Source organism: Sunxiuqinia rutila (genome assembly GCF_050589705.1).
Taxonomy (GTDB): domain Bacteria; phylum Bacteroidota; class Bacteroidia; order Bacteroidales; family Prolixibacteraceae; genus Sunxiuqinia; species Sunxiuqinia rutila.
Map to the genome: position 1 here is coordinate 137503 of NZ_JBNGOT010000007.1, position 24324 is coordinate 161826.

At 45.2% G+C, this 24324-nt stretch carries 24 protein-coding genes; 7 read left to right on the forward strand and 17 right to left on the reverse strand.

The genetic code is table 11. The annotated features are described in order from the left end of the window. Nucleotides 1–61 precede the first annotated feature (61 nt). The 3 genes from ACRD6K_RS10660 to aroB all read right to left on the reverse strand — a co-directional run bounded on the left by ACRD6K_RS10660 (nucleotide 62) and on the right by aroB (nucleotide 3576). Nucleotides 62–1150 (reverse strand): FUSC family protein, encoded by a 1089-nt coding sequence (locus ACRD6K_RS10660; protein WP_430973248.1) that lies wholly within the window; start codon nucleotides 1148–1150, stop codon nucleotides 62–64. A gap of 122 nt (nucleotides 1151–1272) precedes the next feature. Then, on the reverse strand, nucleotides 1273–2499 hold the full coding sequence (locus tag ACRD6K_RS10665; RefSeq protein WP_430973249.1) for a 3-phosphoshikimate 1-carboxyvinyltransferase: 1227 nt from the start codon (nucleotides 2497–2499) through the stop codon (nucleotides 1273–1275). A gap of 12 nt (nucleotides 2500–2511) precedes the next feature. Continuing rightward, nucleotides 2512–3576 carry a 3-dehydroquinate synthase gene (aroB, locus tag ACRD6K_RS10670; RefSeq protein ID WP_430973250.1) on the reverse strand — a complete coding sequence of 355 codons (1065 nt, stop codon included), beginning with the start codon at nucleotides 3574–3576 and terminating at the stop codon, nucleotides 2512–2514. Between the two features lie 99 nt (nucleotides 3577–3675). On the opposite strand from aroB, the gene ACRD6K_RS10675 reads away from it, so the two are divergent. The 3 genes from ACRD6K_RS10675 (at nucleotide 3676) to ACRD6K_RS10685 (ending at nucleotide 6737) form a co-directional block, all read left to right on the forward strand. Next, nucleotides 3676–4125, forward strand: coding sequence for a hypothetical protein (locus ACRD6K_RS10675; protein WP_299580808.1), 450 nt, complete (start codon nucleotides 3676–3678; stop codon nucleotides 4123–4125). Nucleotides 4126–4175: 50 nt separating this feature from the next. Continuing rightward, complete coding sequence (gene dprA, locus ACRD6K_RS10680) at nucleotides 4176–5282, forward strand: DNA-processing protein DprA (RefSeq protein WP_430973251.1); 1107 nt, start codon at nucleotides 4176–4178, stop codon at nucleotides 5280–5282. Nucleotides 5283–5423: 141 nt separating this feature from the next. Beyond that, on the forward strand, nucleotides 5424–6737 hold the full coding sequence (locus ACRD6K_RS10685) for a DEAD/DEAH box helicase (RefSeq protein WP_299580802.1): 1314 nt from the start codon (nucleotides 5424–5426) through the stop codon (nucleotides 6735–6737). A 36-nt stretch (nucleotides 6738–6773) separates the two neighbouring features. Here ACRD6K_RS10685 and ACRD6K_RS10690 read toward each other — a convergent pair whose 3' ends face one another. The 9 genes from ACRD6K_RS10690 to ACRD6K_RS10730 form a co-directional block, all read right to left on the reverse strand. Further along, nucleotides 6774–8564, reverse strand: coding sequence for a histidine kinase N-terminal 7TM domain-containing protein (locus tag ACRD6K_RS10690; protein WP_430973252.1), 1791 nt, complete (start codon nucleotides 8562–8564; stop codon nucleotides 6774–6776). Between the two features lie 42 nt (nucleotides 8565–8606). Then, nucleotides 8607–9173 (reverse strand): manganese efflux pump MntP, encoded by a 567-nt coding sequence (locus ACRD6K_RS10695; RefSeq protein ID WP_430973253.1) that lies wholly within the window; start codon nucleotides 9171–9173, stop codon nucleotides 8607–8609. Nucleotides 9174–9206: 33 nt separating this feature from the next. Beyond that, nucleotides 9207–10547 carry a 1-acyl-sn-glycerol-3-phosphate acyltransferase gene (locus ACRD6K_RS10700; RefSeq protein WP_430973254.1) on the reverse strand — a complete coding sequence of 447 codons (1341 nt, stop codon included), beginning with the start codon at nucleotides 10545–10547 and terminating at the stop codon, nucleotides 9207–9209. Between the two features lies 1 nt (nucleotide 10548). Then, nucleotides 10549–11496: a bile acid:sodium symporter family protein gene (locus ACRD6K_RS10705; protein WP_430973255.1), complete on the reverse strand. Its 948-nt coding sequence runs from the start codon at nucleotides 11494–11496 to the stop codon at nucleotides 10549–10551. A gap of 111 nt (nucleotides 11497–11607) precedes the next feature. Next, nucleotides 11608–12756, reverse strand: a complete 1149-nt coding sequence (locus ACRD6K_RS10710; protein ID WP_430973256.1) for an alkaline phosphatase — start codon at nucleotides 12754–12756, stop codon at nucleotides 11608–11610. A gap of 170 nt (nucleotides 12757–12926) precedes the next feature. Next, complete coding sequence (locus ACRD6K_RS10715; protein ID WP_299580785.1) at nucleotides 12927–13703, reverse strand: zinc metalloprotease; 777 nt, start codon at nucleotides 13701–13703, stop codon at nucleotides 12927–12929. A 148-nt stretch (nucleotides 13704–13851) separates the two neighbouring features. Further along, nucleotides 13852–14523 carry an AlbA family DNA-binding domain-containing protein gene (locus tag ACRD6K_RS10720; RefSeq protein ID WP_430973257.1) on the reverse strand — a complete coding sequence of 224 codons (672 nt, stop codon included), beginning with the start codon at nucleotides 14521–14523 and terminating at the stop codon, nucleotides 13852–13854. 44 nt (nucleotides 14524–14567) lie between these two features. Beyond that, nucleotides 14568–15449, reverse strand: coding sequence for a VIT1/CCC1 transporter family protein (locus ACRD6K_RS10725; RefSeq protein ID WP_430973258.1), 882 nt, complete (start codon nucleotides 15447–15449; stop codon nucleotides 14568–14570). A gap of 3 nt (nucleotides 15450–15452) precedes the next feature. Then, nucleotides 15453–15902, reverse strand: coding sequence for a GNAT family N-acetyltransferase (locus tag ACRD6K_RS10730; RefSeq protein ID WP_299580776.1), 450 nt, complete (start codon nucleotides 15900–15902; stop codon nucleotides 15453–15455). Between the two features lie 79 nt (nucleotides 15903–15981). Here ACRD6K_RS10730 and yjjX point away from each other — a divergent pair, with 79 nt between their 5' ends. Further along, the gene (yjjX, locus tag ACRD6K_RS10735) at nucleotides 15982–16506 is read left to right on the forward strand and encodes an inosine/xanthosine triphosphatase (RefSeq protein WP_430973259.1); all 525 of its coding nucleotides are present in this window, start codon (nucleotides 15982–15984) and stop codon (nucleotides 16504–16506) included. A 13-nt stretch (nucleotides 16507–16519) separates the two neighbouring features. On the opposite strand, the gene ACRD6K_RS10740 is transcribed toward yjjX, so the two are convergent. The 3 genes from ACRD6K_RS10740 to miaB form a co-directional block, all read right to left on the reverse strand. Then, nucleotides 16520–16828 carry a NifB/NifX family molybdenum-iron cluster-binding protein gene (locus ACRD6K_RS10740; RefSeq protein ID WP_430973260.1) on the reverse strand — a complete coding sequence of 103 codons (309 nt, stop codon included), beginning with the start codon at nucleotides 16826–16828 and terminating at the stop codon, nucleotides 16520–16522. Between the two features lie 41 nt (nucleotides 16829–16869). Beyond that, nucleotides 16870–17214, reverse strand: coding sequence for a carboxymuconolactone decarboxylase family protein (locus ACRD6K_RS10745; RefSeq protein ID WP_430973261.1), 345 nt, complete (start codon nucleotides 17212–17214; stop codon nucleotides 16870–16872). Between the two features lie 102 nt (nucleotides 17215–17316). Next, complete coding sequence (gene miaB / locus ACRD6K_RS10750; RefSeq protein WP_430973262.1) at nucleotides 17317–18648, reverse strand: tRNA (N6-isopentenyl adenosine(37)-C2)-methylthiotransferase MiaB; 1332 nt, start codon at nucleotides 18646–18648, stop codon at nucleotides 17317–17319. Nucleotides 18649–18864: 216 nt separating this feature from the next. On the opposite strand from miaB, the gene ACRD6K_RS10755 reads away from it, so the two are divergent. From ACRD6K_RS10755 to ACRD6K_RS10765, 3 genes are all read left to right on the forward strand, one after another. Then, complete coding sequence (locus ACRD6K_RS10755; protein WP_299580762.1) at nucleotides 18865–19341, forward strand: SPOR domain-containing protein; 477 nt, start codon at nucleotides 18865–18867, stop codon at nucleotides 19339–19341. Continuing rightward, nucleotides 19334–21232 (forward strand): amidophosphoribosyltransferase, encoded by a 1899-nt coding sequence (locus ACRD6K_RS10760; protein WP_299580759.1) that lies wholly within the window; start codon nucleotides 19334–19336, stop codon nucleotides 21230–21232. Before ACRD6K_RS10755 ends, ACRD6K_RS10760 begins: the two co-directional genes overlap by 8 nt. A 477-nt stretch (nucleotides 21233–21709) precedes the next feature. After that, the gene (locus ACRD6K_RS10765) at nucleotides 21710–22099 is read left to right on the forward strand and encodes an HU family DNA-binding protein (protein ID WP_430973263.1); all 390 of its coding nucleotides are present in this window, start codon (nucleotides 21710–21712) and stop codon (nucleotides 22097–22099) included. A 98-nt stretch (nucleotides 22100–22197) separates the two neighbouring features. Here ACRD6K_RS10765 and glsB read toward each other — a convergent pair whose 3' ends face one another. Both glsB and glsA read right to left on the reverse strand, forming a co-directional pair. Then, complete coding sequence (glsB, locus tag ACRD6K_RS10770) at nucleotides 22198–23154, reverse strand: glycine N(alpha)-acyltransferase GlsB (RefSeq protein ID WP_299580753.1); 957 nt, start codon at nucleotides 23152–23154, stop codon at nucleotides 22198–22200. A 76-nt stretch (nucleotides 23155–23230) separates the two neighbouring features. Continuing rightward, on the reverse strand, nucleotides 23231–24073 hold the full coding sequence (gene glsA / locus ACRD6K_RS10775; protein WP_430973264.1) for a lyso-glycine lipid O-acyltransferase GlsA: 843 nt from the start codon (nucleotides 24071–24073) through the stop codon (nucleotides 23231–23233). Nucleotides 24074–24324: the final 251 nt, after the last annotated feature.

Sequence of the window (24324 nt, forward strand, 5' to 3'; positions counted from 1 at the left end):
TAGTCGGACTCAGTTCATGAGCGGTTCGGGCAAATGCAGGCTGACGAATGGAAAAAGGAAATTACAGCCTGTTTTTTAAGCCTGCTCCTATTTTCTTTAATTCGCCGATGGTGGCGTAACGTATCTTTTCCTTATGGAGCAGCCAGCCTCCAATTGCTCCAATCAGACTGCCAATGACAATTTCCCAAAAACGTAAAGCCATCAGGGTATTCGGAGTGCTGAAAATCGGGTCAGCCGCTTCTGCCAGTAAGATGGTTAAAGGGGTGATGAAGATGACAGCCAGGGCATATTGACGCACCACAAGCACTTCAATAATAAACTGAAGCACGATGATGGCCAGACAAATGCTTAAGGGGCTTTGAATCTGGTTGACAATGATCCAAGAGAATCCAAGGCCCAGCAAAGTACCCAGAATGCGGTGAAAAGTTCTCTGTCGGATATGGTACAGGGAGGCCCCTTGCATCACCGCAGCACAGGAAATCGGAATCCAATAGGGATTGTCGTACTGAAGCCAATGGCCAACAGCTAACGATAGGAACATAAAGCCACCCATAATCAGTGCTTCCCAAAAGTCGGCGTAGCTATTCTTCTCAAATACCGGAATGATGGGGGCTCTCTTTTGCCCTTTTTCTTTGGAAGACAAGCTGAACAGGTAGATCAATGCCAGCGAACAGGTAAACATGGTACTTAAGCCCAGTAAGCCAATTTTTTCGGGGATGGCTTCCGGCACAAAGGGCTGGCAAATGGCCATGGCAGCAATCATGATGAAGAAGAAGCTTCTCGGAGGCGATGTTTTGTAGTATAAGATGATCCAGTGAAGCACCATCGAAAACAGGCCAAAAGCAATGGTTGACACGTATGGGTTGAAGCTGAGCAGAAGACCAAAAGCAAACGACACCATAAATCCGAATGAACTAACCAGCAGGGTGAGTATCCGGTTGGTGAATGAGCCGGACTCCGGGAGGTAAAGAATAACCATGCCTCCTAAACAAGCCGTTAAACCCAGTTTTAGGTTGTCGAAATAAAGCCCGGCTAACAACGGAAGCCCTACGCTTAGTGCGGCAATCAATGGGATTTGCCACTTCCTGCCGGATGGTTTCAGTGTAACCAGGGTTCTGAGCTCATTCTTTATTGTATCCTTAAAATTCATTCAGGCTGCATTTATTGCGTTAAACATTAAGCCCGGGGGCTTGCTTGTTCTTAGGTTTTAGTCAGCCTTTGTTTTTGCACCTTTAGTGCCGTCGGTTAGCTTTTCAGAAGAAGAATTCTCTGCTATTCCACTACAAATCCTACTTGCTTCAAATGTTCATAGTATTCCGGGTACGATTTAGAAACCACCATCGGATCATCAATGGCAATGGGCTGGAACAGTGCTGCAGGAGCAAAAGCCAGGGCCATGCGGTGATCGTGGTAAGTAGCAATGCACGGAATTGCTTCTTTCTCAAGCGGGAATGTGCCGTCCCATTTTAGTTCGCCATGCTTGGGTTCGGTAATTTGTGCACCAAACTTAGCCAGCTCATTCTGCAGGGCGGCAATGCGGTCGGTTTCCTTAATTTTCAGCGTTTCCAAACCGGTAAAGTGGAACGGAACTTTTTTGAGCACACACAGCATGGCCATGGTTTGTGCCACATCGGGGGTCTCAATGAAATTGAGCTGCAAATGTTTGGGTTGAATGTTGGCCGACTTGGTAAGAATGATGCCATCGGCGGTGGCTTTGCTGTCAACGCCAAACTCTTTAAACCAGGCGGCAATCTGACAATCGCCTTGCAAACTCATTAAGCGCAGGTTCTTGAGTTCAATCTCGGCTTCATCGGCCAAAGCGGCCAGCTGGTACCAATAAGAAGCACCGGTCCAGTCGGCTTCCACCGTAAATTCACGGGCTTGGTAGGGCTGTTCATCCACCCGAATTTCCTGTCCTTTCCAAACTGAGCGGACCCCAAACTGCTTCATCAACTTCAGCGTTAACTCGATGTAGGGGCGCGAGGTAATCTTATTTTTCAGGCGCAGCGTTAGCCCGCCTTCAATGCAGGGGGCAATCATCAACAGGGCCGAAATATATTGGCTGCTAATGCTGCCATCTAACTCCAGCACTTTCCCTTTGAGGTGTGAGCCCCAAATCTTCAGGGGCGGGAAACCTTCGTTTTCCAGGTATTCAATTTTGGCGCCCAGTTGATTCAGTGCATCTACCAGAATGTGAATGGGACGTTGTTTCATCCGGTCTGATCCGGTAATGGTCCACTCGCCAACAATTTGCGATAAGAAAGCGGTCAGGAAACGCATAGCCGTTCCGGCATGTCCAACATCAAACCGGTTGGTGTTGGATGTCAGTACTTTTTGCATCACGTCAATGTCATCGCTTGTTGACAGGTTTTTCAGCGAATAGGGGCTGTAACTGAGGGCATGAATAATCAGTGCCCGGTTAGCAATGCTTTTGGATGAAGGAAGGGCAATGCTTCCTTTGATTATTTTGTCCGCTTTGGAAAGACGATAGTTCATCATTGAATTCGATAATTAGAGTTGTTGATAAGCTTCAAGGGCTTCCAAAATGAGTTCTTTCGAACAATCCTGGTTGATTTCAACCTGTCCGATTGCTGAAATAAGGGTGAAATTGATACGGCTGCCCTCATTCTTTTTGTCATGGGTCATCAGCTCGTAAAGTTCGTCGTAAGTTGATGGCTCGATCTCAAATTTGCCATAGGTTTGAAGAAGCCACTGGTTAATTTCGTTCAGTTTAGCCTGGTCAAAATCACACACTTTTGCCGACAGGAACAACTCGACAATCATTCCGTAAACAACGGCAAATCCGTGCAGGATTGGTCGTCCGGCATGTAAGGCATAGCTTTCAAAAGCATGGCCAACCGTATGCCCGAAGTTCAAAGCCTTCCGAATATTTTTCTCGGTCAGGTCATTCTGAACATGCCAGTCCTTGACAGCTACTGAGTGTGCGATAATGTCAGCCAGCAGTTCATAGTTGATGTTCTCCAGGTCGTAGGCCATCAACTCTTCCCAGTGTGCCGGGTTTTTAATCAATCCGTGTTTGAGCATTTCGGCATAGCCCGACAGGAAGTTCGCCTGATCAATGGTTTTCAGGAAATTGGTGTTGATAATGACCGCATCGGGTTCATTGAATACTCCAATTTCATTCTTTAACCCGTTGAAGTTGATGCCTGTTTTTCCGCCCAACGAAGCGTCAACCTGAGCCAGCAAGGTAGTGGGGATGTTGACAAAAGCCATTCCGCGCTTAAAGGTTGAGGCTACAAAACCACCCAAATCGGTCAGCATGCCGCCACCAATGTTAATCAATAGCGATTTGCGGTCGGCTCCGTTTTTCGACAAAAATTCCCAAACCTGTTCCACCGAGCGGATGGATTTGTTGGTTTCGCCCCCGGCAATGCTGGTACACAAAATGCCATACTCCTTGATAAGCTGCTCAAGAGGAGGTAGACAGAGTTGTTTGGGCGTGTCTTCGGTCAGTAAAAAAACTTTACCGGCCGGGAATCGCTGTACGATTTTTTCGAGTTCTTCCGCTACGTTTTGGGAAAAGATAATATTTGAGTGTATTTTTGATGGTGTCATTTGCAGATTGATTAGAAGAAGGCAAAGTTAAACTATTTTTTTCAGCCCTTTAAAATCATTAATTAAAAGGGGGGAATATTTACGATTCATTAAAAGAACATGGAGATTTCAAACCAAAAACGATCACGGAAAATTAAACGCGCTTTTTACCTGGGAGGCCTTCTTTTGTTGATTCCGATATTTATTTTTTACTTGATGGATATGGATGTAGCTGCGCTGGTTAGTGGCGGGGTTTTGGTGGTTTTTGTTTTTGGGTTTCAGTTCATCGGTTTGAATTATGTCCATTACCTGTCCAAAGGCGACTTGCTTCAGATTCGGTACTACCCGATTGTTTCGTTTTTTGGAAAAGAATACAGTTCCATTGAGTTTCATAAAAAACGGTTGTTTAAAGCTGAAATTAAACGCTCCTTTCTCTTTCAGGACCTGCACCTTGAAATTCGAACCAGGGAAGGGATTGCCGAATTTCCGGAAGTGAGCCTAACAGCTATGAGTCCGGATGATATTCAGTCCATTGAGAATGACCTGGACGAGATCAGCCATTCAAAATAGCGCTTGCGAGTTTCGGGGCTATTCCGTAAATTGACTGTAAAAGCCCCTGCATGAGTCATTTCGAACAACTAAAGTATCAAATTGCACTGTCACTTATTCCGGGTATTGGCTGTGCCAATGCCAAGCGTCTGATGGCCTCACTGGGAGGGATTCCCGAGATTTTTAAGGCTAGTAAAAAGCAACTTTTAAAAGTGCCGAACATCGGAGAACTTAAGGCTCTTAAAATCTTGGAAAGCGATGTTTTGGGGCGGGCAGAGGCTGAAATCTCCTTTATTGAAAAAAATCACATTCAGCATGCTTTTTATTGGGATGATCATTATCCGGTGCGTTTGAAACGTTGTGTTGATGCGCCTTTGATGCTTTACTGGAAGGGAAACGTGAATTTCAATGCCGAAAAAATAGTCGCTATGGTTGGTACGCGTAATGCGACTTCCTATGGTCGTGCCTTTTGCGAAGAACTGGTTGAGGCTATGGCACAACGCGGCGGCTATACGGTGGTGAGCGGACTGGCTTATGGTATTGATGTTGCTGCTCACAAAGCCTGTCTGAAATATGAGGTACCTACGCTAGGAGTATTGGCACATGGGCTGGAGCGGGTGTATCCTTCTTTGCATCGTTCGGTGGCTGATCGGATGTTAAGCAATGGCGGTCTGGTCACCGACTTTATTAGTGAAGTGGAAATTGAACGCACCAATTTTTTGCGTCGCAACCGGATCATTGCCGGCCTGGCTGATGCCACCATCATTGTTGAGTCAGCTGAAAAGGGTGGTTCCCTGGTGACGGCTGATATTGCCGACTCCTACAATCGCGATGTGTTTGCGCTTCCTGGACGCAGCACCGATTCGTATTCTAAAGGATGCAACCAGCTCATTAAATCGAACAAAGCTTTGATGATTGAAACCTTGGACGATTTGGAATATGCTATGGCCTGGCAGCAGGCTATTGACCGGCCAGCCAAAATTCAGAAACAATTGTTTGTTGAGCTGACTGCCGAGGAGCAGCAACTGGTGGACGTGCTGGATGGGCAGGAAGTGTATATTGATCAGTTGTGCTCGAAAGTGAAAATGCCCATGGGGAAAGTGTCTTCTATTTTGCTTGCTCTTGAATTTAAAGGATTGGTTATTAGTCTTCCCGGCAAAATGTACAAGCTAAGCTAAAAGCAAACTCCGGATAAACAATTGTTTTGCCGACACGTTTTTCGAATGACTTTCAGTGGCCTGCCTTGAGACCTGATTCGCTGAGTGTTTGTTGAAAAAGTCATTAGAATTTTGAAATTTTTAAGCGTATCTTTGCGCCCTATGACAAGTTTCAGCGAATTAAAAGTTAATAAATCGATATTGAAAGTGTTGGATGAGTTAGGGTTTGAACACCCCACACCCATCCAGGAAAAAGCAATTCCGGTTATCCGTTCAGGAGCAGATGTGGTTGGAGTAGCGCAAACAGGAACGGGGAAAACAGCCGCGTACCTGTTGCCCATTTTTATGAAATTGGTGAAGGCTGAAGGGATGGACCCACGGGTGCTGATTTTGGTACCTACCCGAGAGTTGGCTATTCAGGTGGGGGAAGATATCGAGGAGTTGACCCGCTACAACAATATTCGGCATGCTGCCGTTTATGGCGGTATTGGGTGGACGAAGCACGCCGCCTTGATCGAGCCGGGGATTGATATCCTGGTAGCGACACCCGGGCGTTTGCGTGATTTGTACCATGCTGGTGCCGTTTCGTTGAAAAAGATTAAAACCTTGGTGATTGATGAAGCCGATCGCATGCTCGACATGGGCTTTATGCCGCAAATTCGGCAGTTGCTGGAGATTATCCCGGTGAAGCGTCAAAACCTATTGTTTTCAGCTACTTTTGATGAGAAAGTTGAGCTGATGACCGAGGAGTTTCTTGATTTTCCGGAGCGTATCGAAGTGGCTCCATCGGCTACACCTGCCCAACTGGTTAAACAATCGTATTATAAAGTCCCGAATTTCAAAACCAAACTGAATTTGGTGCGGCACTGGTTGCAGGATGAAGAAGTGTTCAACCGGGTGCTCATTTTTGTGCGAACCAAGGAGCACGCCGAAAATGTTTACAAAGTTATCAAGCGAAAGACGGAAGGTGAAAAGCGGATTTTGCATTCCAATAAGGGACAGAACACCCGCATGAATGCGATTCAGGCATTTAAAGATGGGGAGTTGAGGATTCTGATTTCGACCGATGTCTCTGCCCGTGGATTGGATGTGTCTCTGATTACGCATGTGATTAATTTTGACCTTCCTCAGCGTTACGAGGACTATGTTCATCGCATTGGACGTACGGCACGCGCGAACAACCATGGGGAAGCGATTTCGCTGATTGACCCTTCTGAAGAATTTCACCTGAAAAAGATTGAGGAAGTGATTCGGATGTCGATTGACGAAAAACCTTTGCCGGAGGATTTGGTTGTTGAGCCTACTGGAAAAGCGGAGCATCAGGAGCAAATGCGTGAAATCGATCGTCAGAAGAAGATGGAAGATCCGGATTACAAGGGCGCCTTTCATGAAAAGAAGAAAAGACCTGCCAAAAATATAAAGCCGGCAGAACGGGCAATGCTGAAACGTAAAAATAAAGGGAAACGCCGGCGCTAAGCACTTTGCGGAATTGGGTGGTGTGAGCCGGTAACCTTAGTCTTGCGGGAGGGTGAAGTAAAAGATGCAGCCTTCTCCCGGAATGGCATTGCTGATCACGCCCACATCGCCACCCAGTTTTTCAACAATACGTTTTACAATGGAAAGGCCCAGCCCTGTACCTTCAATTTGAGATTGGTTAAAACGCTCGTACTTTCTGAATAGCTTTTTCTGCTTGGCTGGACTCAAGCCGTCGCCATTGTCTTTGATCCAATAGCGGATTTTCTTTTCGCTGTAAAATTGGGTGGACCCCAACTCAATAACCGGCGGCTTGCCCCCATACTTAATGGCATTGCTCAAAAAGTTCACCCACACCTCTTCAATCCAGGGACCATAGCCATAGGCCGACGGCCAATCCTTGGGTTTGATGATGGTTGCCTCCGAGGTTTTAATCATATCCGCCAGCCGTTTTTCGCTTTCTTCAAACACCCGAAGCATGTCCACAGGTTCTGATTTTACATCCTGTTGCCGGACACTGGCCAGGGTTAGCAATTCTTTAATAACATGCAAGGATTTGTTGGCTGAAAGCTGGATGAGTTCAATGATTTCACCCAAGTCCTGAAAGTTTTGCTGTTCCACTTCAGACTGAATTAAATCCGTTGAGGTCACAATGGCGCCGATAATATTCTTTAGGTCATGAGCTACCGTATGATCAAAGGCATCCAAATCAGCAATCAGCTTTTCTTTCTCTTCAATTTCTTGTTTTAGCTGCTGGTTGGTTTGATTGATTTTTTGTTCGTAAACCGTTTTTTCGGTAATGTCACGCAGGGTGATTAACTGCCCCGAGAGGTTGTTTTTTGGATCGTAAAGGGGCGTAATCCGAAGGTCGAAATAGATGGTTTCACCATGAATTTCGGCATCCAGCTCAATGGGCTCAAGAATTTCCTTGGGGGCCAGCTGTTCCATCAACGATTTTACTTTCGGAAATGCGGTAACCAGTGACTTCCCAAGAATGTCATTCCGATCTTGCTGTGTAAGTCGTAAGAATGCCGGGTTGACATCAACAATTCGCTGGTGGCGGTCAACAACGGCAATTCCATCAGGAAGCATATCCAAAAATTTATTGCGGGCAATGGGAACAAGGTCGAAGGTGCCGTAACGAACATTCATAAAGGTGAGTGCCAGCCCTGAAAACACAAAAAAGATGGGCGTCCAGTCGAAGCCCGGTACCGGACTGACGTTGAAAATGTACATGAGGTTACCAACAACTGGAAAGATGCAGGCCATAGTAAGCAAAATAATCTGGGTATGAAAGTTCTCCGGAAATTCGAAAATCAGTGAAACAATGTTGATAATGCTTAAGAACAGCAGGGTGTAACAGAACATAAAAACCAGCCAAAATAAAATCCCATATTCATAATTGGTGGTGTTGAATTCCGGGTTGATGCTGTAAGATGCCCAATGCAAAAAGTGAAGATCATTGGTTAGTACCAACAGCAAAAATATTGAAGCCAAGCTAAATAGGCCAATTTTTAATTTTCGGGTTATAGCAGCGTGCTTGGAAGCAAAATGAAGGCTGAAGAGATAGAAAAAAACGGGTGTAAACACAATGCCCAAATAGGAGAGTTTGGACCAAAATATCTTCAAACTTAAAGAAGTTGCAGCATATTCCAATCCATAAAAAAAAGCCCACGCCGCTGTTCCGAATTGCATGAGTGCCAGGTAAATCAGTCCGGTGGATCTTTTGTATTTAAGTAGATATAGGCTGATAATCAGGCCAGCAATTCCTGAAAAAACAAGAACAAGTAAAAGTGGGGTGATAAGATATGGACCTACCTCGTGTCTCATTAGTCATAAATGAGCCACGAAGATACAAAACTTTAAAAGAAGTTAGTAAGGCAAGAAGAGGTGTTCAATCAAAATTTTAGCACCAATTGACAGTAAAATTAATCCGCCAAGAAGTTCGGCATAATGGGTAATATGCGGACCGGTCTTTTTGCCGATCAGTATTCCAGTCATGGAAGCAAAGTAGGTGGTTGATCCGATAATCAGAATGGCAATCAGTAGTTTTGAGAACAGGTTGGCCACGCTAAAACCTACAGCCATGGCATCCATGCTAGTGGCCAGGCCCAGGAAAAAAGCGACCCGAAGGTTTAAAGGGTTTTTGATGCTTTGGTTTTCCCGGTTTGTGAAACTGTCGTAAATCATTTTTAAGCCTATTCCGGCGAGAATAAAAAAGGAAATCCAATGATCAATGGGAGCAATGAGTTGGCGGACGCCGCTTTGAAGTCCCCAACCCAATAAGGGCATAATCGACTGAACGATGGCCAGGATAATGGCCAGGCGGGATGCTTGTAAAAACTGAATTTTGGGCAGGCTGAGACCACTGATAACTGACACAGCAAATGAATCAAGCGATAAGCCAATGGCTAGAATAAGAAGGGTTACGTAATCCATGTGTTCTCAAAATCGCCCCAAAAGTATAAAAAATCAGTCGTTAATCAACTGAAATAATTGGTTTCGGAGCTCAGCCTTTTGGCGCAGTAAGCGGGATGATTGGTTGGGATCTTTTCGGGCGAACAGGAAAAAACGAACATTGTTAATCAAGTCCAGAAGGTATTGCATGGCTTGGTAAGCTAATTTTCCCAGCAGCCAAAAGCCTAGTAAAAGGCAGAGGGTAAGGAGAGCATCCTGGGTGTACCGGTAAAACACAATGCTTAACACAAGCCCAATGACGGAATAAATGATTAGTCCGACCACGAATTGAACCGAGCCGTAAAACAGCTGATCTTTTACTTTGCGCTGAATGAAGTGACGCGGGATAAAAAATGGGATTAAGTGCAGGATGAACCCCAGTAAAAACAAGGGAAGGAGCAAGAGGGCACCGAAACTTTTTTTTACCAGGTACCAGGCCGAAAGCTTGGTTTGGCTGACTTGTTTGTTGTGAATATTGAGCTGATGCAATGTTTCGCGGTAGTTGGTTAGTTGTTGATGAAGCTCGCCAAACACCGTCGGTTGACTGGCTTCCTTTTCCTCCAGCAAGCTGATTAGCTTTTGGTCGCTGTAAAAACGGTTTTTCAAACGGTTTTTATCGGCCTTGGATTGGTGCGCATAGTCAGCACCAACCAATTCCCGCATCAACTCATAATTGTCATAATACTCCTTGCTTTTGATGTTGATGGTCAGGGCTTCAACGCGTTTTGAAATTTCGTTTCGCAAGGCCATATTGGCTTTGTGGCTGTCGCGTTTAAATTCAGCTTCATACTCCTTAACCAAAATTGGTTCACCATAATGTACAATCAGCTCCCGGTTCAGGTGCCAGTAGTGGCTGTAGTAAATTCCGACCGGAATAATGTGAAGATTGAGTTGGAAGTTGTTTTTCTCTTCGGCTAAAAAAGCGATGCGAGGAATGGCTTTTTTGTGAGCCAGCATTTGTCTTTTCCCCGAATGGGCTGCTTCTGGAAACAGGGCTAACTCCCTCTTGTTTTCCAGCACTTCAATGGCTTGTGCAAATACTTCTTCATTTTTCCCCAGGTTGTCTTTGCCATCGCGGAAGCGGTACACAGGCATGATCTTTAAAAACCGAAGGATCGGGCGGGCCGCCTTTAACTTGAAGATATCTGCCCGGGCGAGCCAAACGGGTTGGGTGCGGCTGGTACACAAAACAGCCAGCGGGTCCATCAGGGCATTTTGGTGGTTGGGGGCAAAGATCACCGGCGTGTCCGGGGGAATGTTCGTTTCGCCAATCACGCTTATTCGTTTGTGAACAAGCCACATGGCGGCACGTACTATTTGTTTGACAAAAGCGTAGGCAAAGGACCAGTGTTTCATATTAAGCCAGCATTGGTTTTTTTGCCCATAAACTGGCAACTGTCAATCCGCTTAAAATATGCCAGATTCCCCACCAGGCTGCAATTACAGCCATGCCTCCGAGTTCCAGTTCGGGCGGAAAAATTTTGGGATTAAACATGAGCGTCAGCGCCAGCCCGGAGTTTTGAATACCTGTTTCTATGGTGATTGTCCGCCGATCAATACGTGGACGTTTCATCAGCGTGCTAAAAAGAAATCCGGTTCCTAAAGCCAGGGCATTATGAATTAAGACAATGAAAAATACCAGGTGCACAAAACGCATGAAATGGTCGAAATTGGCTGAGAGCATGGCCACCACCATCACCACAAAAAAGGCGAGGGAGGCGATCTTTAACGGCTTGATGATTTTTTTTGTAATTGCCGGAAAACGAGAGGCAAAGAAAATGCCCAGAATGACAGGAACGCCAAGCAGGATAAAGACCGTTTCAAACATTTGCATCTGATCGATTTCCAGAGGACGAAGCAGGGCCTGGGCTGATTGGTTGTTGTAAAAACGCACATACATGCTTCCCCATACCGCAAAGTTAAGCGGGGTCATAAAGGTTGCGCTGAGGGTGGCAAATGCTGTCAGACTTACCGATAAGGCAGCATTGGCCTTGGCCATGGAGCTCATGAAATTGGAGATGTTTCCTCCGGGGCAGGAGGCGACAAGAATCATGCCCAGTGCAATTGTTGGCGCTGGCTTGAAGCTTATAACCAGCAAGAATGTGAGAAAGGGAAGGAGTAAAAACTGGGAAATGATGCCGGTAATGGCCGACTTCGGTTTTTGGATAATGTCTTTGAAATCCTGTAGTCTAATGCTCAAAGCAACGCCAAACATAATAAAGGCCAGGGCAATATTCAGAAAAAGTAAGCCTGAAGGGGAAAAGTTCAACCGCACATGATCCAATACATCCATGGAGGTATTCATAAACTTCAAATTTTAGTATCGGGGGCTAAAAATAAAAAACTATTGAAGGAAAAGGGCTTCCTTGCAATAGTTTTTTAGGTATTTGTCCTTTTCAGGAAAGTTATAAGGGGCTTATAAGCCCAGTAGTTTCATCATTTTTTTCGGGATGTCCGTATTCTGCATAATGCCGGTAAATTCCTCAGCACCCGGCCCAAAAGCAAATACCGGAACCATTACCCCCGTGTGACCTCCGGTTGTATAGCCACCTTTTACCGTTTGCTTGGCAGTGTTGCCGTTGTTAATTCCCATGCCACCAGTTTCGTGGTCTGCAGTCACAACAATCAGTGTTTCTTTGTCTTTGGCTGCAAACTCAAGAGCATGGGCAATGCATTGGTCAAAATCAAGCACCTCTTCAACAACATAAATGGTGTTGTTTTGGTGGCCTCCCCAGTCAATTTGTGAGCCTTCAACCATCAGGAAAAATCCCTCCTTACTTTTGCTGAGCAGCTCAATGGCTTTGCTTGTGGCTTTTGGTAGCATGCCGTTTCGTTCTGGCGCGCGCCCGTTGTGTTCCGGAGCTGTCAGCCCGGCCAGCTTGCCTGATTTGAACTTCTCAATTTGGTTGATGTCTTGCAATACCGTATAGCCTTTCTTCTCCAGATCAGTGGTCAGGTTGCGTCCGTCTTTGCGGTCGGTAAAATGTTTGTATCCACCACCAATGAAAACATCAATGTCTGTCTTGAGAAAGTCGGCTGCAATGGCTTCGTACATGCTTCGCGAAGGCTGATGCGCGATGAAAGAAGCTGGTGTAGCGTGCGTGATGGCCGAGCTGGATACTAATCCAGTGCCCAGCCCTTTATCTTCGGCTTTTTCTAAAATGGTTGGCTGAGCGATTGTATCGGTATCAACACCGATTGCGCCGTTGTAGGTTTTGTACCCGGAAGACAATGCAGTTCCTCCGGCGGCAGAGTCGGTTACGTAGTTGCTTGCCGAACTTGTTTGTGAAAATCCAACATGCTTAAAATTGGTCAGAAACAATTGTCCATCATTGGCCGATAGACCCGCTTGCACTTGCGAAACTCCCATGCCATCTCCAATCATGAAAATGATGTTTTTGGGCTTTTGGGCTTTGTGCTTTTCCACATAGGTTTTCACCTCGTAGGTTTGCTGTCCAATGTAAATTTTTAAAGAATCTTCCTTGGACAGGGTTTTGTAGTTTTCTTGAGCCAGCAGCGAATTGGCCAGCAGAAAGCTAACAACTATAAGAAGTAAGTTTTTCATACAAATGATATTTTTAAATGGATCTGAGTCAACATCAAAAACAAGAAGCCATAGAATTGGTTCAGGATTCGAGTTGGCGTTTTCTATTTCAATGTAACAAGTGGAACAAAACTAATGATAAAATGCAAAAGTGGATTCGGAAAGTGATTAATAATTGGTTAAACCTGTCTTTATTTGCCGCCATTGCCTTCCAGGTCTTGCAGGCATTGCTCCCGCAAGGAAGGGACATTCCCACCCGGAAAATTGACATAGAACAGACTGGTTGCTGCCGTATAATGCATCAGGCAGAAGTTATTTGAACAGTGGTTGTCATGTTGGGTGTCCAGGTGGTTGGTTAGCATGGGCGTACCTTTGTTGACCAGGCCTAGCAGATGTCCGAATAGGTGTTTTAGCACGGAGGACTCGAGCACATGGGGGGATGGCTGTTCCTCTCCGCCACTAAATTCCTGGATGCTTTTTCCGAATAAGGCGATTGAGCTTGTGGCGTAAGGGATGCCGAGCGTTTTTACGGTGTCTTTATTTTCGGCATAATCGGTATCAACAATGGCAATCCAGGCCGAAAGCGTTTTGTCTATAGGCAAATGCTGGCGGTATTGCACTTCAAGTGCTTGCAGGTCGGCAATGGCGTAGTTGGCTTTTCCCTCAGACGGAATGGCCTTGGAAATAATGGAGATGCCTCCGCTTTTGTGTATGCGCTCTTCCAGAAAAGAGGCCAGCAGGTAGATTGAATTGGCATTCAGCTTGAAGCCTTCCATATAAACGATTTCTACAATCAATTGGTCGTATTGGGCTTCGGACAGAAAGTCGACAGGTTCAACAATGATTTCTTGTGGCTCTTCCGTGTCGGTAGGTTCCGGCTCCTGATCGTTTGGTGAATGGTTGTTGCAAGTGGTTAAAAGTGACAGGCTTGCCAGTGCCAAGAGTGTATATATTATTGAGCGTTTCATTTCAGGCTGTTTCTTTATCAAGTAAACTGATTTTAAGATTAAAAGTTTACGTTTTGCGCCGAAATGATTGGCCGTTTTGCTTATGGTGGGTTTTGTGCCAGTGTCAGATGGATTCAGGCTGTATGGGCTGTGTCAGGAAGCTTTTGGACTAACTGGGATTTTTCGTATCCCATTCTTCGCGATCGAAATCTTCTGAAATAACATAGCGGATTTTATCATCCTCTGTATTGATCTCCAAAACACCCAATACAATCAGGTCTGAAAGAATGCGTACAGACTCGCGGTAGGTGATGCATGCCTGCTTGCTGAAAGCCGATTGGCTAATGGAGCCGCTTTTCTCCAGTAAGTCAAGCAACAGTTGTTCTTTTTTGGAATAGTGAAGCAGGATGCCTTGTTTGCGTTTTTGCTTTCTCCAGACCTCAATCATGACTTTGTTGGCCAGTTTGTTTTCATCCTTCATCCGGAAATAGGCAAGCCATTTTCCCTCCTCTGTTTTTGCAAAATGGGGTTTGTTTTGGCTGGATTCAATCGTTACTTCAAGCACCGTCTTGCCTTCCGCCTGATGTTGGCGAGTGGTAAAATCAATTTGGGGTTTGCTGAATACTTTAGCGGCCGCCTCCACCATGTAATATTCTTCTTCGGACTGCACACCTACGATATTGCCATTGTCCTTAACGCCAATCAGCAGACGGCCACCGTCGGTATTGGCAAAGGCAACCAATGATTTGGCGATCTTTTTAGAGTCGCTGATGCAGTATTTAAAATCCTGCTGCTGGTGCTCACCTTCTTGTATCAATTTGGCCAGGTAATAGCTCCCCATAGTCCTTCACTTTTTGAAATCAACAAGCCCGTGATGGGATTGTTTTATAGTTCAATCCCGAATGCAATTCGTACCAGATAACCCAATCCGAACGAGATGAGCCCGACGACAGTGCTTAAAACAACCATTTCGCCAAAGCGCTTCCGGAAAGGCTGATCGTTGGCAATGGAAATGTAGTAACTGTATAGAAACACCACAAAAATGGAATCGGCAACAGCTACGGCCAAGGCTACAAAGGGCGAGGTGAAAATTAAGTAAGGGGCCACCAAAAACACCACGGCAAACAAATAAGCAATGCCGGTAAATACTGCTGATTTGAGGGCTCCTTCGTCATTGCCTTCTGAACGATGAGAAAGGTACTCGGAAGAAGACATGGACAAGGCCCCGGCGATTCCGGCAATGATTCCGGTGAGCGCTACAATTTTAGTGTTTTGCAAGGCGAAGGTCAATCCGGCCAAGGTGCCTAGAATTTCCACTAAGGCATCGTTTAGTCCCAACACAATGGAGCCAATGTATTCGAGTTTGTCTTCTTTCAGGATTTTGATCAGTTCTTCTTCGTGGTCATTTTCTTCCTGGCTGATGGTGGCTGCTTCGGGAATTTCTTTGGCCAGCTGATTGTAGTTGATCTGTGCATTTTCTTCTCCTTTTTCCATCAGTTTAATCCCGAAGGTGATTCCAAAAATACGGGCGATCCAGTAAAATTTGAAAATCTCCCAGCGACTGGGGCTGACTTCACGACCGGTGTATTTTTGCCAGATTTTGTAGTGTTTCAGCTCATCCTCGGCAATGGCCTGCAAGACCCGACTGTTGTGCTCGTCTTTTATTTTTGAAGCCAGTCGGTGATATATGGCGTGTTCCGTAATTTCGCTGCGCTGGGCAATGATTAGTTGCCGGCGTGCTTCCGGAGAAATCGGTTTTCGTTCCATCAGTTAGTTTTTTAACCATTCAAAAAGTTGGTAGTGCTCGGCGGTCATACCCAGTTTTTGGTAAACCTGCTGGGCGCGGGTGTTGCTTTGGTCAACATACAACCGTATTCCCTTCAAGTTGGAGTCTTTTTCAACCAACTGCTGAATGTGCTGGTACATTTTTTTATATACCCCACTTCCGCGGAAAGCCGGCAACACATAAACAGACTGGATCCAAAGGACGGTTCCGTTGCGCCAGTCGCTCCACTCGTAGGTGGTAAGCAGGGAGGCAATGACCTGTCCGTTTTTTTCGGCCACATAGTAGGTTCCTTTGGCACGGTCATTAAACACGTGTTCAACACCAAGGGTAACCGTATTTTTATCGAGTTGAAGGTTCTCGGTTTCCATAGCCATTTCCAGCTGGAAGGCTGCTATTTGCCCGGCGTCCTCTGTTTTTGCTTCGCGGATAATCATTTTCGGATTGAAAATTTGATGTTTCTAAAATGTAAAAGTAGTTTTATTGCCTCAATAACAATTTAAACGATTCATTCGAATGAACATTCTCATTGCCTCGCAAAATCCGGTCAAAGTTAATGCCGTAAAAGAAGCTTTCAAAATTTGTTTTTCAGAGCCTGTTCAGGTTTATGGCCGGGCCTCTGAATCTGGTGTTTCCGCACAGCCACAAAGTGACGAAGAAACGCGGGAAGGAGCCAGAAACAGGGTGCAGGGCTTGTTGCAGAGTGGGGAGTCGGCTGATTATTTTGTTGGCATTGAAGGGGGCATTGAATTGGTGGATGGAAGCTTACAGGCGTTTGCCTGGATCGTGGTTTCGGATGGGGAAAAGCAGTCGCTGGGCCGATCCGGAAGTTTTGAACTACCGCCTGAAATTGCCCGTCTGATAGCCCAGGGGATGGAGCTGGGCGATGCTGATGACCACGTGTTTCAACAGCAGAATTCGAAACAGCAAAATGGCGCGGTTGGATTGTTGACCCAGGATCGGGTTACGCGTCAAAGCTTATACCAGCACGGCTTGGTGCTGGCTTTAATTCCATTTATGAATAAAGGGCTTTATCCCTGATTGAAGCGGGAGATCAGAATTGAATTTTCTTGACAACCTGGCTGATTTTGATGCGCTCTTCTTCGAGCATAATGATCTGGATGTTGTTTTGTTGCAGTTTGGTATGCGCCTTAGGACCAACTTCGCCGGTAATTATGCGGTCCACTTTTTCTTCAGACAATAATTTAACCACCCGGGGGGCTACATCATGCTCTTCCTGACAATAGGGGTTGACGATAAACCGCGACTCTTTGCCGTCAGTAAGGTAGAAATAAGGGGCGCGTCCGAATCGTAAATCCATCGGAGCGGTCAGTTTTTTGTCAGTAGCGCTGATTGCGATCATGTTTTTTTATTTTAAGTATTCATGTTTCCGGGCAAAGCGGCTTATTGCTGTTGAAGGGCTTCCCAATACTCCACGGCTCGCCTGGTATGAGGAATAACAATTGTACCTCCCACAAGGTTTGCAATACTGAACACTTCAAAAATTTCTTCGGTGGTGGTGCCTTGCTCAAAACATTTTTCCAGATGGTATTTAATACAATCGTCGCAGCGCAAAACCATAGATGAAACCAGGCCCAGCATCTCTTTGGTTTTTACGTTTAAAGCACCTTCCTGGTATGCCAGCGTATCTACGCTGTAAATCCGTTTCATGACTTTATTGTCTGACGAAAGTATTTTGTCGTTCATTTTTGAACGGTATTCCTGAAATTCATCGATTAAGTTGCTCATCGTCATTTATTCTATTATAAGTTCCAAATTTGAAGGTTTCAAGTAACCGGCTTGGCAACAAAAACATTTGCTGCCAAGCCGGCTTGTGCTTAGCTGCCGGTTTTAGTCAACCAGTTCGCCAATCAGGGTTGTTTGTGTGCAACGGGTTACCCTGACTTTTACCAATTCGCCCTTCTGAAAGTTGCGGTTTGGGAAAACGACCACTTTGTTGGTTGAGGTTCTTCCAAAAAGTTCCTCATCGCTTTTTTTCGAAGTGCCTTCAACCAGGGCTTCTACCACCTGCCCAATGTCTGCCTGGTTACTTTCAAGCGACAGCCGGTTTTGAAGTGCAATGATTTCGTTTAAGCGGCGGGTTTTGATGTCTTCCGGAACGTCGTCATCCAAGTGCTTGTGGGCATAGGTTCCGGGCCGTTCAGAATACTTAAACATGAAAGCCATGTCGAATTTTGCCCATTCCATCAATGAAAGTGTTTCCTGATGATCTTCTTCTGTTTCGGTGCAGAAGCCAGAGAAAACATCGGTTGAAATCCCACAGTCCGGAAGAATGGTCCGAATGGCTTCAATTCGTTTCATGTACCACTCGCGGTCGTACTTACGGTTCATCAGCTGAAGTATTTTCGAGCTGCCCGACTGCATGGGCAAGTGGATGTGACGACAAATATTGGGATGAGCGGCTATAACTTTCAATACTTTGTCCGACATGTCTTTCGGGTGCGAGGTGGTAAAGCGGATGCGCATCTCCGGGAATTCGGTAGCAACCAGCTCCAGCAAATCCCAAAAACGTACAGGTTTGCGTTCGCCTTCCGGCAAGTATTTGTAAGAGTTTACATTTTGCCCCAGCAGGGTAACTTCCTTATAGCCTTTTTGACTCAGGTCACGAACTTCATTGATAATATCCTGCGGAAGGCGGCTGCGCTCACGTCCGCGGGTATAAGGAACAATACAATAGGTGCAGAAATTATTGCACCCGCGCGTGATGCTTACAAATCCGCTAATGTTTTTGTCTCCCAACCTTACGGGAGTGATGTTGTCGTAGGTTTCGTTTGTGGAGAGCTCTACATTGATGGCAGGTTCATGATCCAGTGCCTTATCCATCAGGTAAGGAAGGTCGCGGTAGGCATCAGGTCCGGCAACCAGATCAACGGTTTCATGTTCCAAAAACTGATCGCCTATGCGTTCGGCCATGCAACCCAAAATACCCACCACCAGGTTTTTGTTTTTCCTTTTAAATGCTTTCAGGTGGTTGAGTCGCCCCCAGATACGTTGCTCGGCATTATCACGAATGGAGCAGGTATTGATGAAAATGGCATCAGCCTCTTCTGCTTTATCACACAATTGATATTGGCGGTCTTGCAGAATTGCGGCCACCACTTCGCTGTCGGCTACATTCATTTGGCAGCCATAGGTTTCTATAAATAGTTTTTTCTCTCTCATCTCTTTCAAAATCAGTTGGCAAATTTATTGATTTTAAGCAGAATCAGAAATGCAAAATTTTTTCTTTGTACAGGCGTTATGAGATAACAAGGGAACAGAGGAGCCGAAGCATCTGATGTTAATGTAAAGTTTTTTGATTTTTTGGAATGATAAAAACCATGTGCCCTTGTTTTCCATCAATTAAATATATATTTGCACTTTTAAAAGACACCTGTTATGAAATTAGTATTTGTAGGGATCTTTTTTATCCTTTTTGGCTTGACCCTCAGCGCTCAGGAATCTTCTTACAACCCCAACCCAAATGCTTCTTCAAACACCACCGAAACAGTTTATCAACATCTTCCGGTGATGCAAGATGCTCGAATTGACACCCTGTTGGAACGGCATATTGAAATGAATAAGCGGCTGAATGGTACCGATGGGTATCGTCTGGAGATTTTTTTCAGCTCGAGCCTGCGGGCCCGGGAAGAAGCGATGGAAGTAAAAACGGAGTTTTTGAAGAAGTTTCCCGAAGAGCAGGCTTACATGATTTTTAGAAGCCCGGATTTTAAAGTGCGGGTCGGAAATTTCAGGACAAAAAATGAAGCATTGGCTTTGAAAGCAAAGATTAAAAAAAGCTACCCCAATGCCTTTATAGTGAAAGATATTATTCAGTTTCCAAAATTATTTACTGACAAACAGAGCAATGAGTGAATCGATAAAACACGAGTGTGGAATTGCGCTAATCCGACTGAAAAAACCGCTAAGTTACTACCAGGAAAAATATGGCACCTGGCAATACGGGATCAACAAGCTTTATCTTTTGATGGAAAAACAACACAACCGCGGGCAGGATGGTGCCGGGGTGGTGAGTGTTAAAATGAACCTGAATCCAGGACAGGAATACATTAATCGGTATCGTTCGATTGAGCAAAACCCCATCAAAGATGTTTTCGATAAGATTACCAGAACGGTAAAAAAAGCCATTGATGATGGATGTGACATAGATGACACCCAGTGGGCGTATGAAAATCTGCCATATGCCGGTGAGTTATATCTTGGGCATTTGCGCTATGGTACGTTTGGCCGGAACAGTATTGATTTTGTGCATCCGGTGATGCGTCAGAATAACTGGAAATCGCGCACCTTGGTTTTGGCGGGCAACTTCAACCTGACCAATACCGATGAGTTGTTCCAGAAGTTGATTGATTTGGGACAGCATCCTAAAAACTATACCGACACGGTTACAGTACTCGAAAAAGTAGGACACTTTTTGGATGAGGAAAACCAGTTCCGCTTCCGTCAATATAAAAACGAAGGTTACAGCAACCGCGAAATTTCGCCCTTAATTGAAGAAAACCTGGATGTGCAAAGTGTGCTTGAAAATGCCAGCAAAGACTGGGATGGCGGTTACGCCATTGCCGGAATGGTTGGGCATGGCGATGCTTTTGTGACACGTGACCCATGGGGAATTCGTCCGGCTCATTTTTACGAGGACGATGAAATCGTAGTGGTTGCATCCGAGCGTCCGGTAATCCAGACGGTCATGGATGTAAAGGCTGAGCAGGTGCAGGAAATTAAGCCTGGTGAGGCGATGATTATCAAACGCAATGGAGAAGTGTCGCATGAAATGGTTCGGGTGCCACACAAGCGGGTGTCCTGTTCATTCGAGCGCATCTATTTCTCGCGTGGTAGCGATAAAGATATTTACCAGGAGCGGAAGCAGCTGGGACGTTTGTTGGCTCCTTCCATTTTAAAGTCGATTGATTTCGACATTGAAAATACCGTGTTTAGCTACATTCCGAACACATCGGAAACGGCTTTCTACGGAATGATGCAAGGCGTGAACCAGCATTTGCTGGAGCGTAAGAAAAAACTGATTCGTGCCGGTAACGGAACCATGACCGAAGAGGAATTGGAGGATATTATTTCGCTGGAACCCCGGGTTGAAAAAATTGCGATCAAAGACGTTAAGCTGCGTACGTTTATTGCAGATGATGCCAGTCGCGATGACCTGGTAGCTCACGTATATGATATTACCTATGGTGTGATTCGTGAAAACAAGGACACGCTGGTGATTATTGATGACTCGATTGTACGGGGAACGACACTTAAAACCAGTATCCTGAAAATTCTGGATCGTCTGAATCCAAAGAAAATCATCGTTGTCTCCTCGGCTCCGCAAATTCGCTACCCCGACTGCTATGGAATTGACATGGCTGTGTTGGAGCGGTTCATCGCTTTTGAAGCGGCTATTGAATTGCTGAAAGATAAGGGGCTGCAGTCGGTTATTGATGATGTTTATGCGAAGTGCAAGGCTCAGGAAAATCTTCCAAAGGAAGAGATCATGAACTATGTGAAAGATATTTACCGCCAGTCTACTGCCGAGGAAATTTCGGCTAAGATTGCCGAGCTGCTTAAACCGGAAGGATGCAAAGCAGAAGTTGAAATCGTATACCAAAGCATTGAAAACTTACATGAGGCTTGTCCGGGCGATAAGGGCGATTGGTATTTCACCGGCAACTATCCAACTCCGGGAGGAAACAAGGTGGTTAATACCTCGTTTATTAATTTCGTTGAAGGCAAGGAAGGTCGTGCCTATTAAACAGGCGGGACGCCCTTACCTTAATTCGTGATGACTTGCTGACACCGCACCGGGCTTGAGACCCGGTCATTGAATAAGCCGAAGGCCATTGAATACACGTATTCAATGGCCTTTTGTATAATGCCGCATTTAAGAATACAACTACTCCGCAATGATTATCCTGTCCAAATTTGCAGGCGGCCTGCTTGCTGTGCTGCACCACAGGAACCTTTGGCGGGGCGTTATCTGCCCGGCAACTGCATAACAATCAGGCAACATTTGATTAAACCCATGGGAGCTATTGACAATTTCCTCAGCAACTATTAATTTTATATTTTAGGTCTTGGAGTAGTAGATCCTAGGTGATAATATAGTAAGACCTATAATATAGTATGTTGTGACTTAGGTCTTCAAATTAAATTGACGGCAGTTTTTGCTTAGCCCAACAGAGCCTTGAACTTAGTTGATGGGCTGAAATTCACTAAAACGAAAAGCATCATGAGTATTTTTTACCGTTTAGATGAACAGACCGATAATCTGAATCCGGAAGAAAAGCGAAAGCGTGGCCTGTATCCTCGTGTTATTCGTCAGCGAACGGTGGGGCTTCGCGAATTGTGCGAACGCGCCGCCAAGGGGACAACCTTCAATGCAATTGAATTGGAAGCTGGCGTGCAATTGGCTGTTAAGCGGCTGGTCGAAGAATTAGCTGATGGCAATCATGTTTGTATTGAAGGCTTTGGGACCTTTTCGGTAAGCGCCAAGTCCAGCCGTCCCGCCACGAAGCAGCACGACATCCGGGCCGAATCGATCAGCCTGAAGCGAATCGTGTTCAAAACCTCAAAGATATTGATGAAGCGTTCCATCTTTCAGTTTCGGCGAAAGTCATAGCAAAATCAAGTTCCGTACGAGCGATTGGGTTGAAATTGATACGGCATAAAAAAAGCAGGTCGTTAAACCTGCCTTTTTATTATCGAATTATTTTTTGCTTATTCCGGCATTGGGAAGTCGTCTTCTTTTCCTTTGATGTAAGTCTCGATGTGACGGTCTTTCTTTGCTTCGTAGATGTCTTTAATGGTCAGGATAATTCCTGTTTCTTCTACATCGCCAAACCGGTCATTCAAAACTGCTCCAAAGGTTTTCATCGAAGGACTCAGGTTCATGTATGCATTAATCAGTGGTGGAATGTTTTCACCATGCTCCCGAACCTGTTGCGTTAAAATTTTGTAATCTTCTTTGTACGATCCACCATTGAAAATCTTTCCCAGAGCTTCCATGTCCATGTGCATTTCCAATGGTTTCTTAGGAGTTACCAAGTTGTCATGGTCGCGGAAATACTTCAGAAAGAAATACTGGATCAAGTTTCTGGCATCCGACTGGAAGTGCGAATACATGGTTACCTTTCCAAAGAAATATTTCATTTCCGGGTGATCCACGATCAGGGCGCCAAGACCATCCCACAGGTTGTCCAAAGCGAAAAGCGCTTTGGCTCCGGCCTTGCTCGATTGGTAAGCTGGCTGTACAAACGAACGGCCTAGTTCCAAGGTATAGGGCAGGTACTCTTTTTTAAACTCTTCTGAAAAATGAAACAGGCGGGAAGTCGCCAGAATTACATCTCCATTTTCGTCAACAGGAAGGTTGGGGCACATGATGTAGCGATAGCCTCCAAGGATTTCCTGCGCGTCCGGATCCCAAACAATTAGTTGTTTGTAAGGGTTTTCACTCGTGTCGTATTGGTCAATGTCGATCTCTTTCCCTGTTCCGCCTCCTGCATCGCGAAATGTAATTTCACGCAGGCGGCCAATTTCATGCATAATACAAGGAGAATCGTGATGCGTAATCACGTAGATCTCATTGGCACCTTTGTTAGTTTTCCGTAAGAGCTTCTCGGGTGTTAACTCCGCGATTATCGCTTCTTTAGGCATCGGTGCAACAATATCTTTCATACTTCGTTCGCTAATTTTGTTGAGGTACAAAACTATAAAAATTTATTGAAGAAATAGGTTATGGAGTTCTTTAAATTCAGTGGTTTTGTGATTCGGACATGGCATATACTTTGTCACGAACAACATCGGCCCATTGCTTGTGATTCTTGCTCTTGTCAAAGCTTGTCCAAGGGATTGGTTTTCCAAAGGAAATGGTGAATTCCTGGCCACGATGTTTAAAGGTTTCATCGGGTAGAAAGAACTGCTCCAAATTCCATTTCAGGTGTAGGTGTTTACGCAAATTGGCCAGCCGATAGAAGAAATTTGAATTCCGTCCACTAACATGAACCGGGATGATATCGCGCTGGTATTGAATGGATTTTTGGATGAAGTGTTTTTTCCATTCCATGTCGGTAATTTGTCCCTTAATTTTTCGGGATGCATAACCCGAGGGAAAGATCAGAATTTGTGCATCTGACTGGTATTGTTCGTGGACAATTTTGGCAATGTCGCGGCTGTGGCCTCCCTGTTTGTTGATCGGCACAAATACGCCTTCAAGTTGAGGGATGTTCATGAGTACATCGTTCACCAGGAAGCGGACATCTCCGAGCAATTTGTTGACATTGGACATCAGTAGCAGTCCGTCGAAGCCTCCGAGGGGGTGGTTGGCTGCAAAAATAAACCGTCCCTGACTGGGGATGTTTTCCAGCCCAATTACGCGTTCCTTGACATCAAAATGCTTGACAATTTGATGGACAAATTCAATGCCCTCAAGCTCTCCGTAGTTTTTCAGAATTACATTAATATCGTTGATGTGCACAATGCGCGTGATGTAGTTGTACACAAAGCCAGGAATAAATCGGGCTAGTTTGGGGTTTTTTTCATGAAAAACTTTTCGAATGTCAATAGGCTTTACTTTCTTTGGACTCTGATCATCCATGCTCTTTTATTTTTAGGGTCGAAAAATAGAAAATAAAATTGAGCTCCGCGTCGTTTGACCTGATTTTGTATTTTTTTAATCTTTGCACTTCCATTTTATTAACCGCTGTTGAAAAGTTTTTCTTTTGATGTTTGCTCTTGGTTACTAGGGGTTTGTGTTGTTGTGTTTTGATTTGACGTCAGATTATCAACAAGATATAAACAGCCAGTAAGTGCTCTCAAAGTGGAGAGAAGTGACTTAAAGTGACTTGA

Bases quoted from the DNA above. Each gene is read 5' to 3' on its own strand.
- ACRD6K_RS10700 (WP_430973254.1), bottom strand. From the start codon at position 10,547: ATGAAACACTGGTCCTTTGCCTACGCTTTTGTCAAACAAATAGTACGT.
- ACRD6K_RS10765 (WP_430973263.1), top strand. From the start codon at position 21,710: ATGAGTATTTTTTACCGTTTAGATGAACAGACCGATAATCTGAATCCG.
- glsB (WP_299580753.1), bottom strand. From the start codon at position 23,154: ATGAAAGATATTGTTGCACCGATGCCTAAAGAAGCGATAATCGCGGAG.
- ACRD6K_RS10690 (WP_430973252.1), bottom strand. From the start codon at position 8,564: ATGAGACACGAGGTAGGTCCATATCTTATCACCCCACTTTTACTTGTT.
- ACRD6K_RS10755 (WP_299580762.1), top strand. From the start codon at position 18,865: ATGAAATTAGTATTTGTAGGGATCTTTTTTATCCTTTTTGGCTTGACC.
- ACRD6K_RS10665 (WP_430973249.1), bottom strand. From the start codon at position 2,499: ATGATGAACTATCGTCTTTCCAAAGCGGACAAAATAATCAAAGGAAGC.
- aroB (WP_430973250.1), bottom strand. From the start codon at position 3,576: ATGACACCATCAAAAATACACTCAAATATTATCTTTTCCCAAAACGTA.
- yjjX (WP_430973259.1), top strand. From the start codon at position 15,982: ATGAACATTCTCATTGCCTCGCAAAATCCGGTCAAAGTTAATGCCGTA.
- ACRD6K_RS10730 (WP_299580776.1), bottom strand. From the start codon at position 15,902: ATGATTATCCGCGAAGCAAAAACAGAGGACGCCGGGCAAATAGCAGCC.
- ACRD6K_RS10710 (WP_430973256.1), bottom strand. From the start codon at position 12,756: ATGAAAAACTTACTTCTTATAGTTGTTAGCTTTCTGCTGGCCAATTCG.
- ACRD6K_RS10705 (WP_430973255.1), bottom strand. From the start codon at position 11,496: ATGAATACCTCCATGGATGTATTGGATCATGTGCGGTTGAACTTTTCC.
- ACRD6K_RS10675 (WP_299580808.1), top strand. From the start codon at position 3,676: ATGGAGATTTCAAACCAAAAACGATCACGGAAAATTAAACGCGCTTTT.
- ACRD6K_RS10740 (WP_430973260.1), bottom strand. From the start codon at position 16,828: ATGATCGCAATCAGCGCTACTGACAAAAAACTGACCGCTCCGATGGAT.
- ACRD6K_RS10760 (WP_299580759.1), top strand. From the start codon at position 19,334: ATGAGTGAATCGATAAAACACGAGTGTGGAATTGCGCTAATCCGACTG.
- ACRD6K_RS10660 (WP_430973248.1), bottom strand. From the start codon at position 1,150: ATGAATTTTAAGGATACAATAAAGAATGAGCTCAGAACCCTGGTTACA.
- miaB (WP_430973262.1), bottom strand. From the start codon at position 18,648: ATGAGAGAGAAAAAACTATTTATAGAAACCTATGGCTGCCAAATGAAT.
- ACRD6K_RS10695 (WP_430973253.1), bottom strand. From the start codon at position 9,173: ATGGATTACGTAACCCTTCTTATTCTAGCCATTGGCTTATCGCTTGAT.
- ACRD6K_RS10720 (WP_430973257.1), bottom strand. From the start codon at position 14,523: ATGGGGAGCTATTACCTGGCCAAATTGATACAAGAAGGTGAGCACCAG.
- dprA (WP_430973251.1), top strand. From the start codon at position 4,176: ATGAGTCATTTCGAACAACTAAAGTATCAAATTGCACTGTCACTTATT.
- ACRD6K_RS10745 (WP_430973261.1), bottom strand. From the start codon at position 17,214: ATGAGCAACTTAATCGATGAATTTCAGGAATACCGTTCAAAAATGAAC.
- ACRD6K_RS10685 (WP_299580802.1), top strand. From the start codon at position 5,424: ATGACAAGTTTCAGCGAATTAAAAGTTAATAAATCGATATTGAAAGTG.
- ACRD6K_RS10715 (WP_299580785.1), bottom strand. From the start codon at position 13,703: ATGAAACGCTCAATAATATATACACTCTTGGCACTGGCAAGCCTGTCA.
- ACRD6K_RS10725 (WP_430973258.1), bottom strand. From the start codon at position 15,449: ATGGAACGAAAACCGATTTCTCCGGAAGCACGCCGGCAACTAATCATT.
- glsA (WP_430973264.1), bottom strand. From the start codon at position 24,073: ATGGATGATCAGAGTCCAAAGAAAGTAAAGCCTATTGACATTCGAAAA.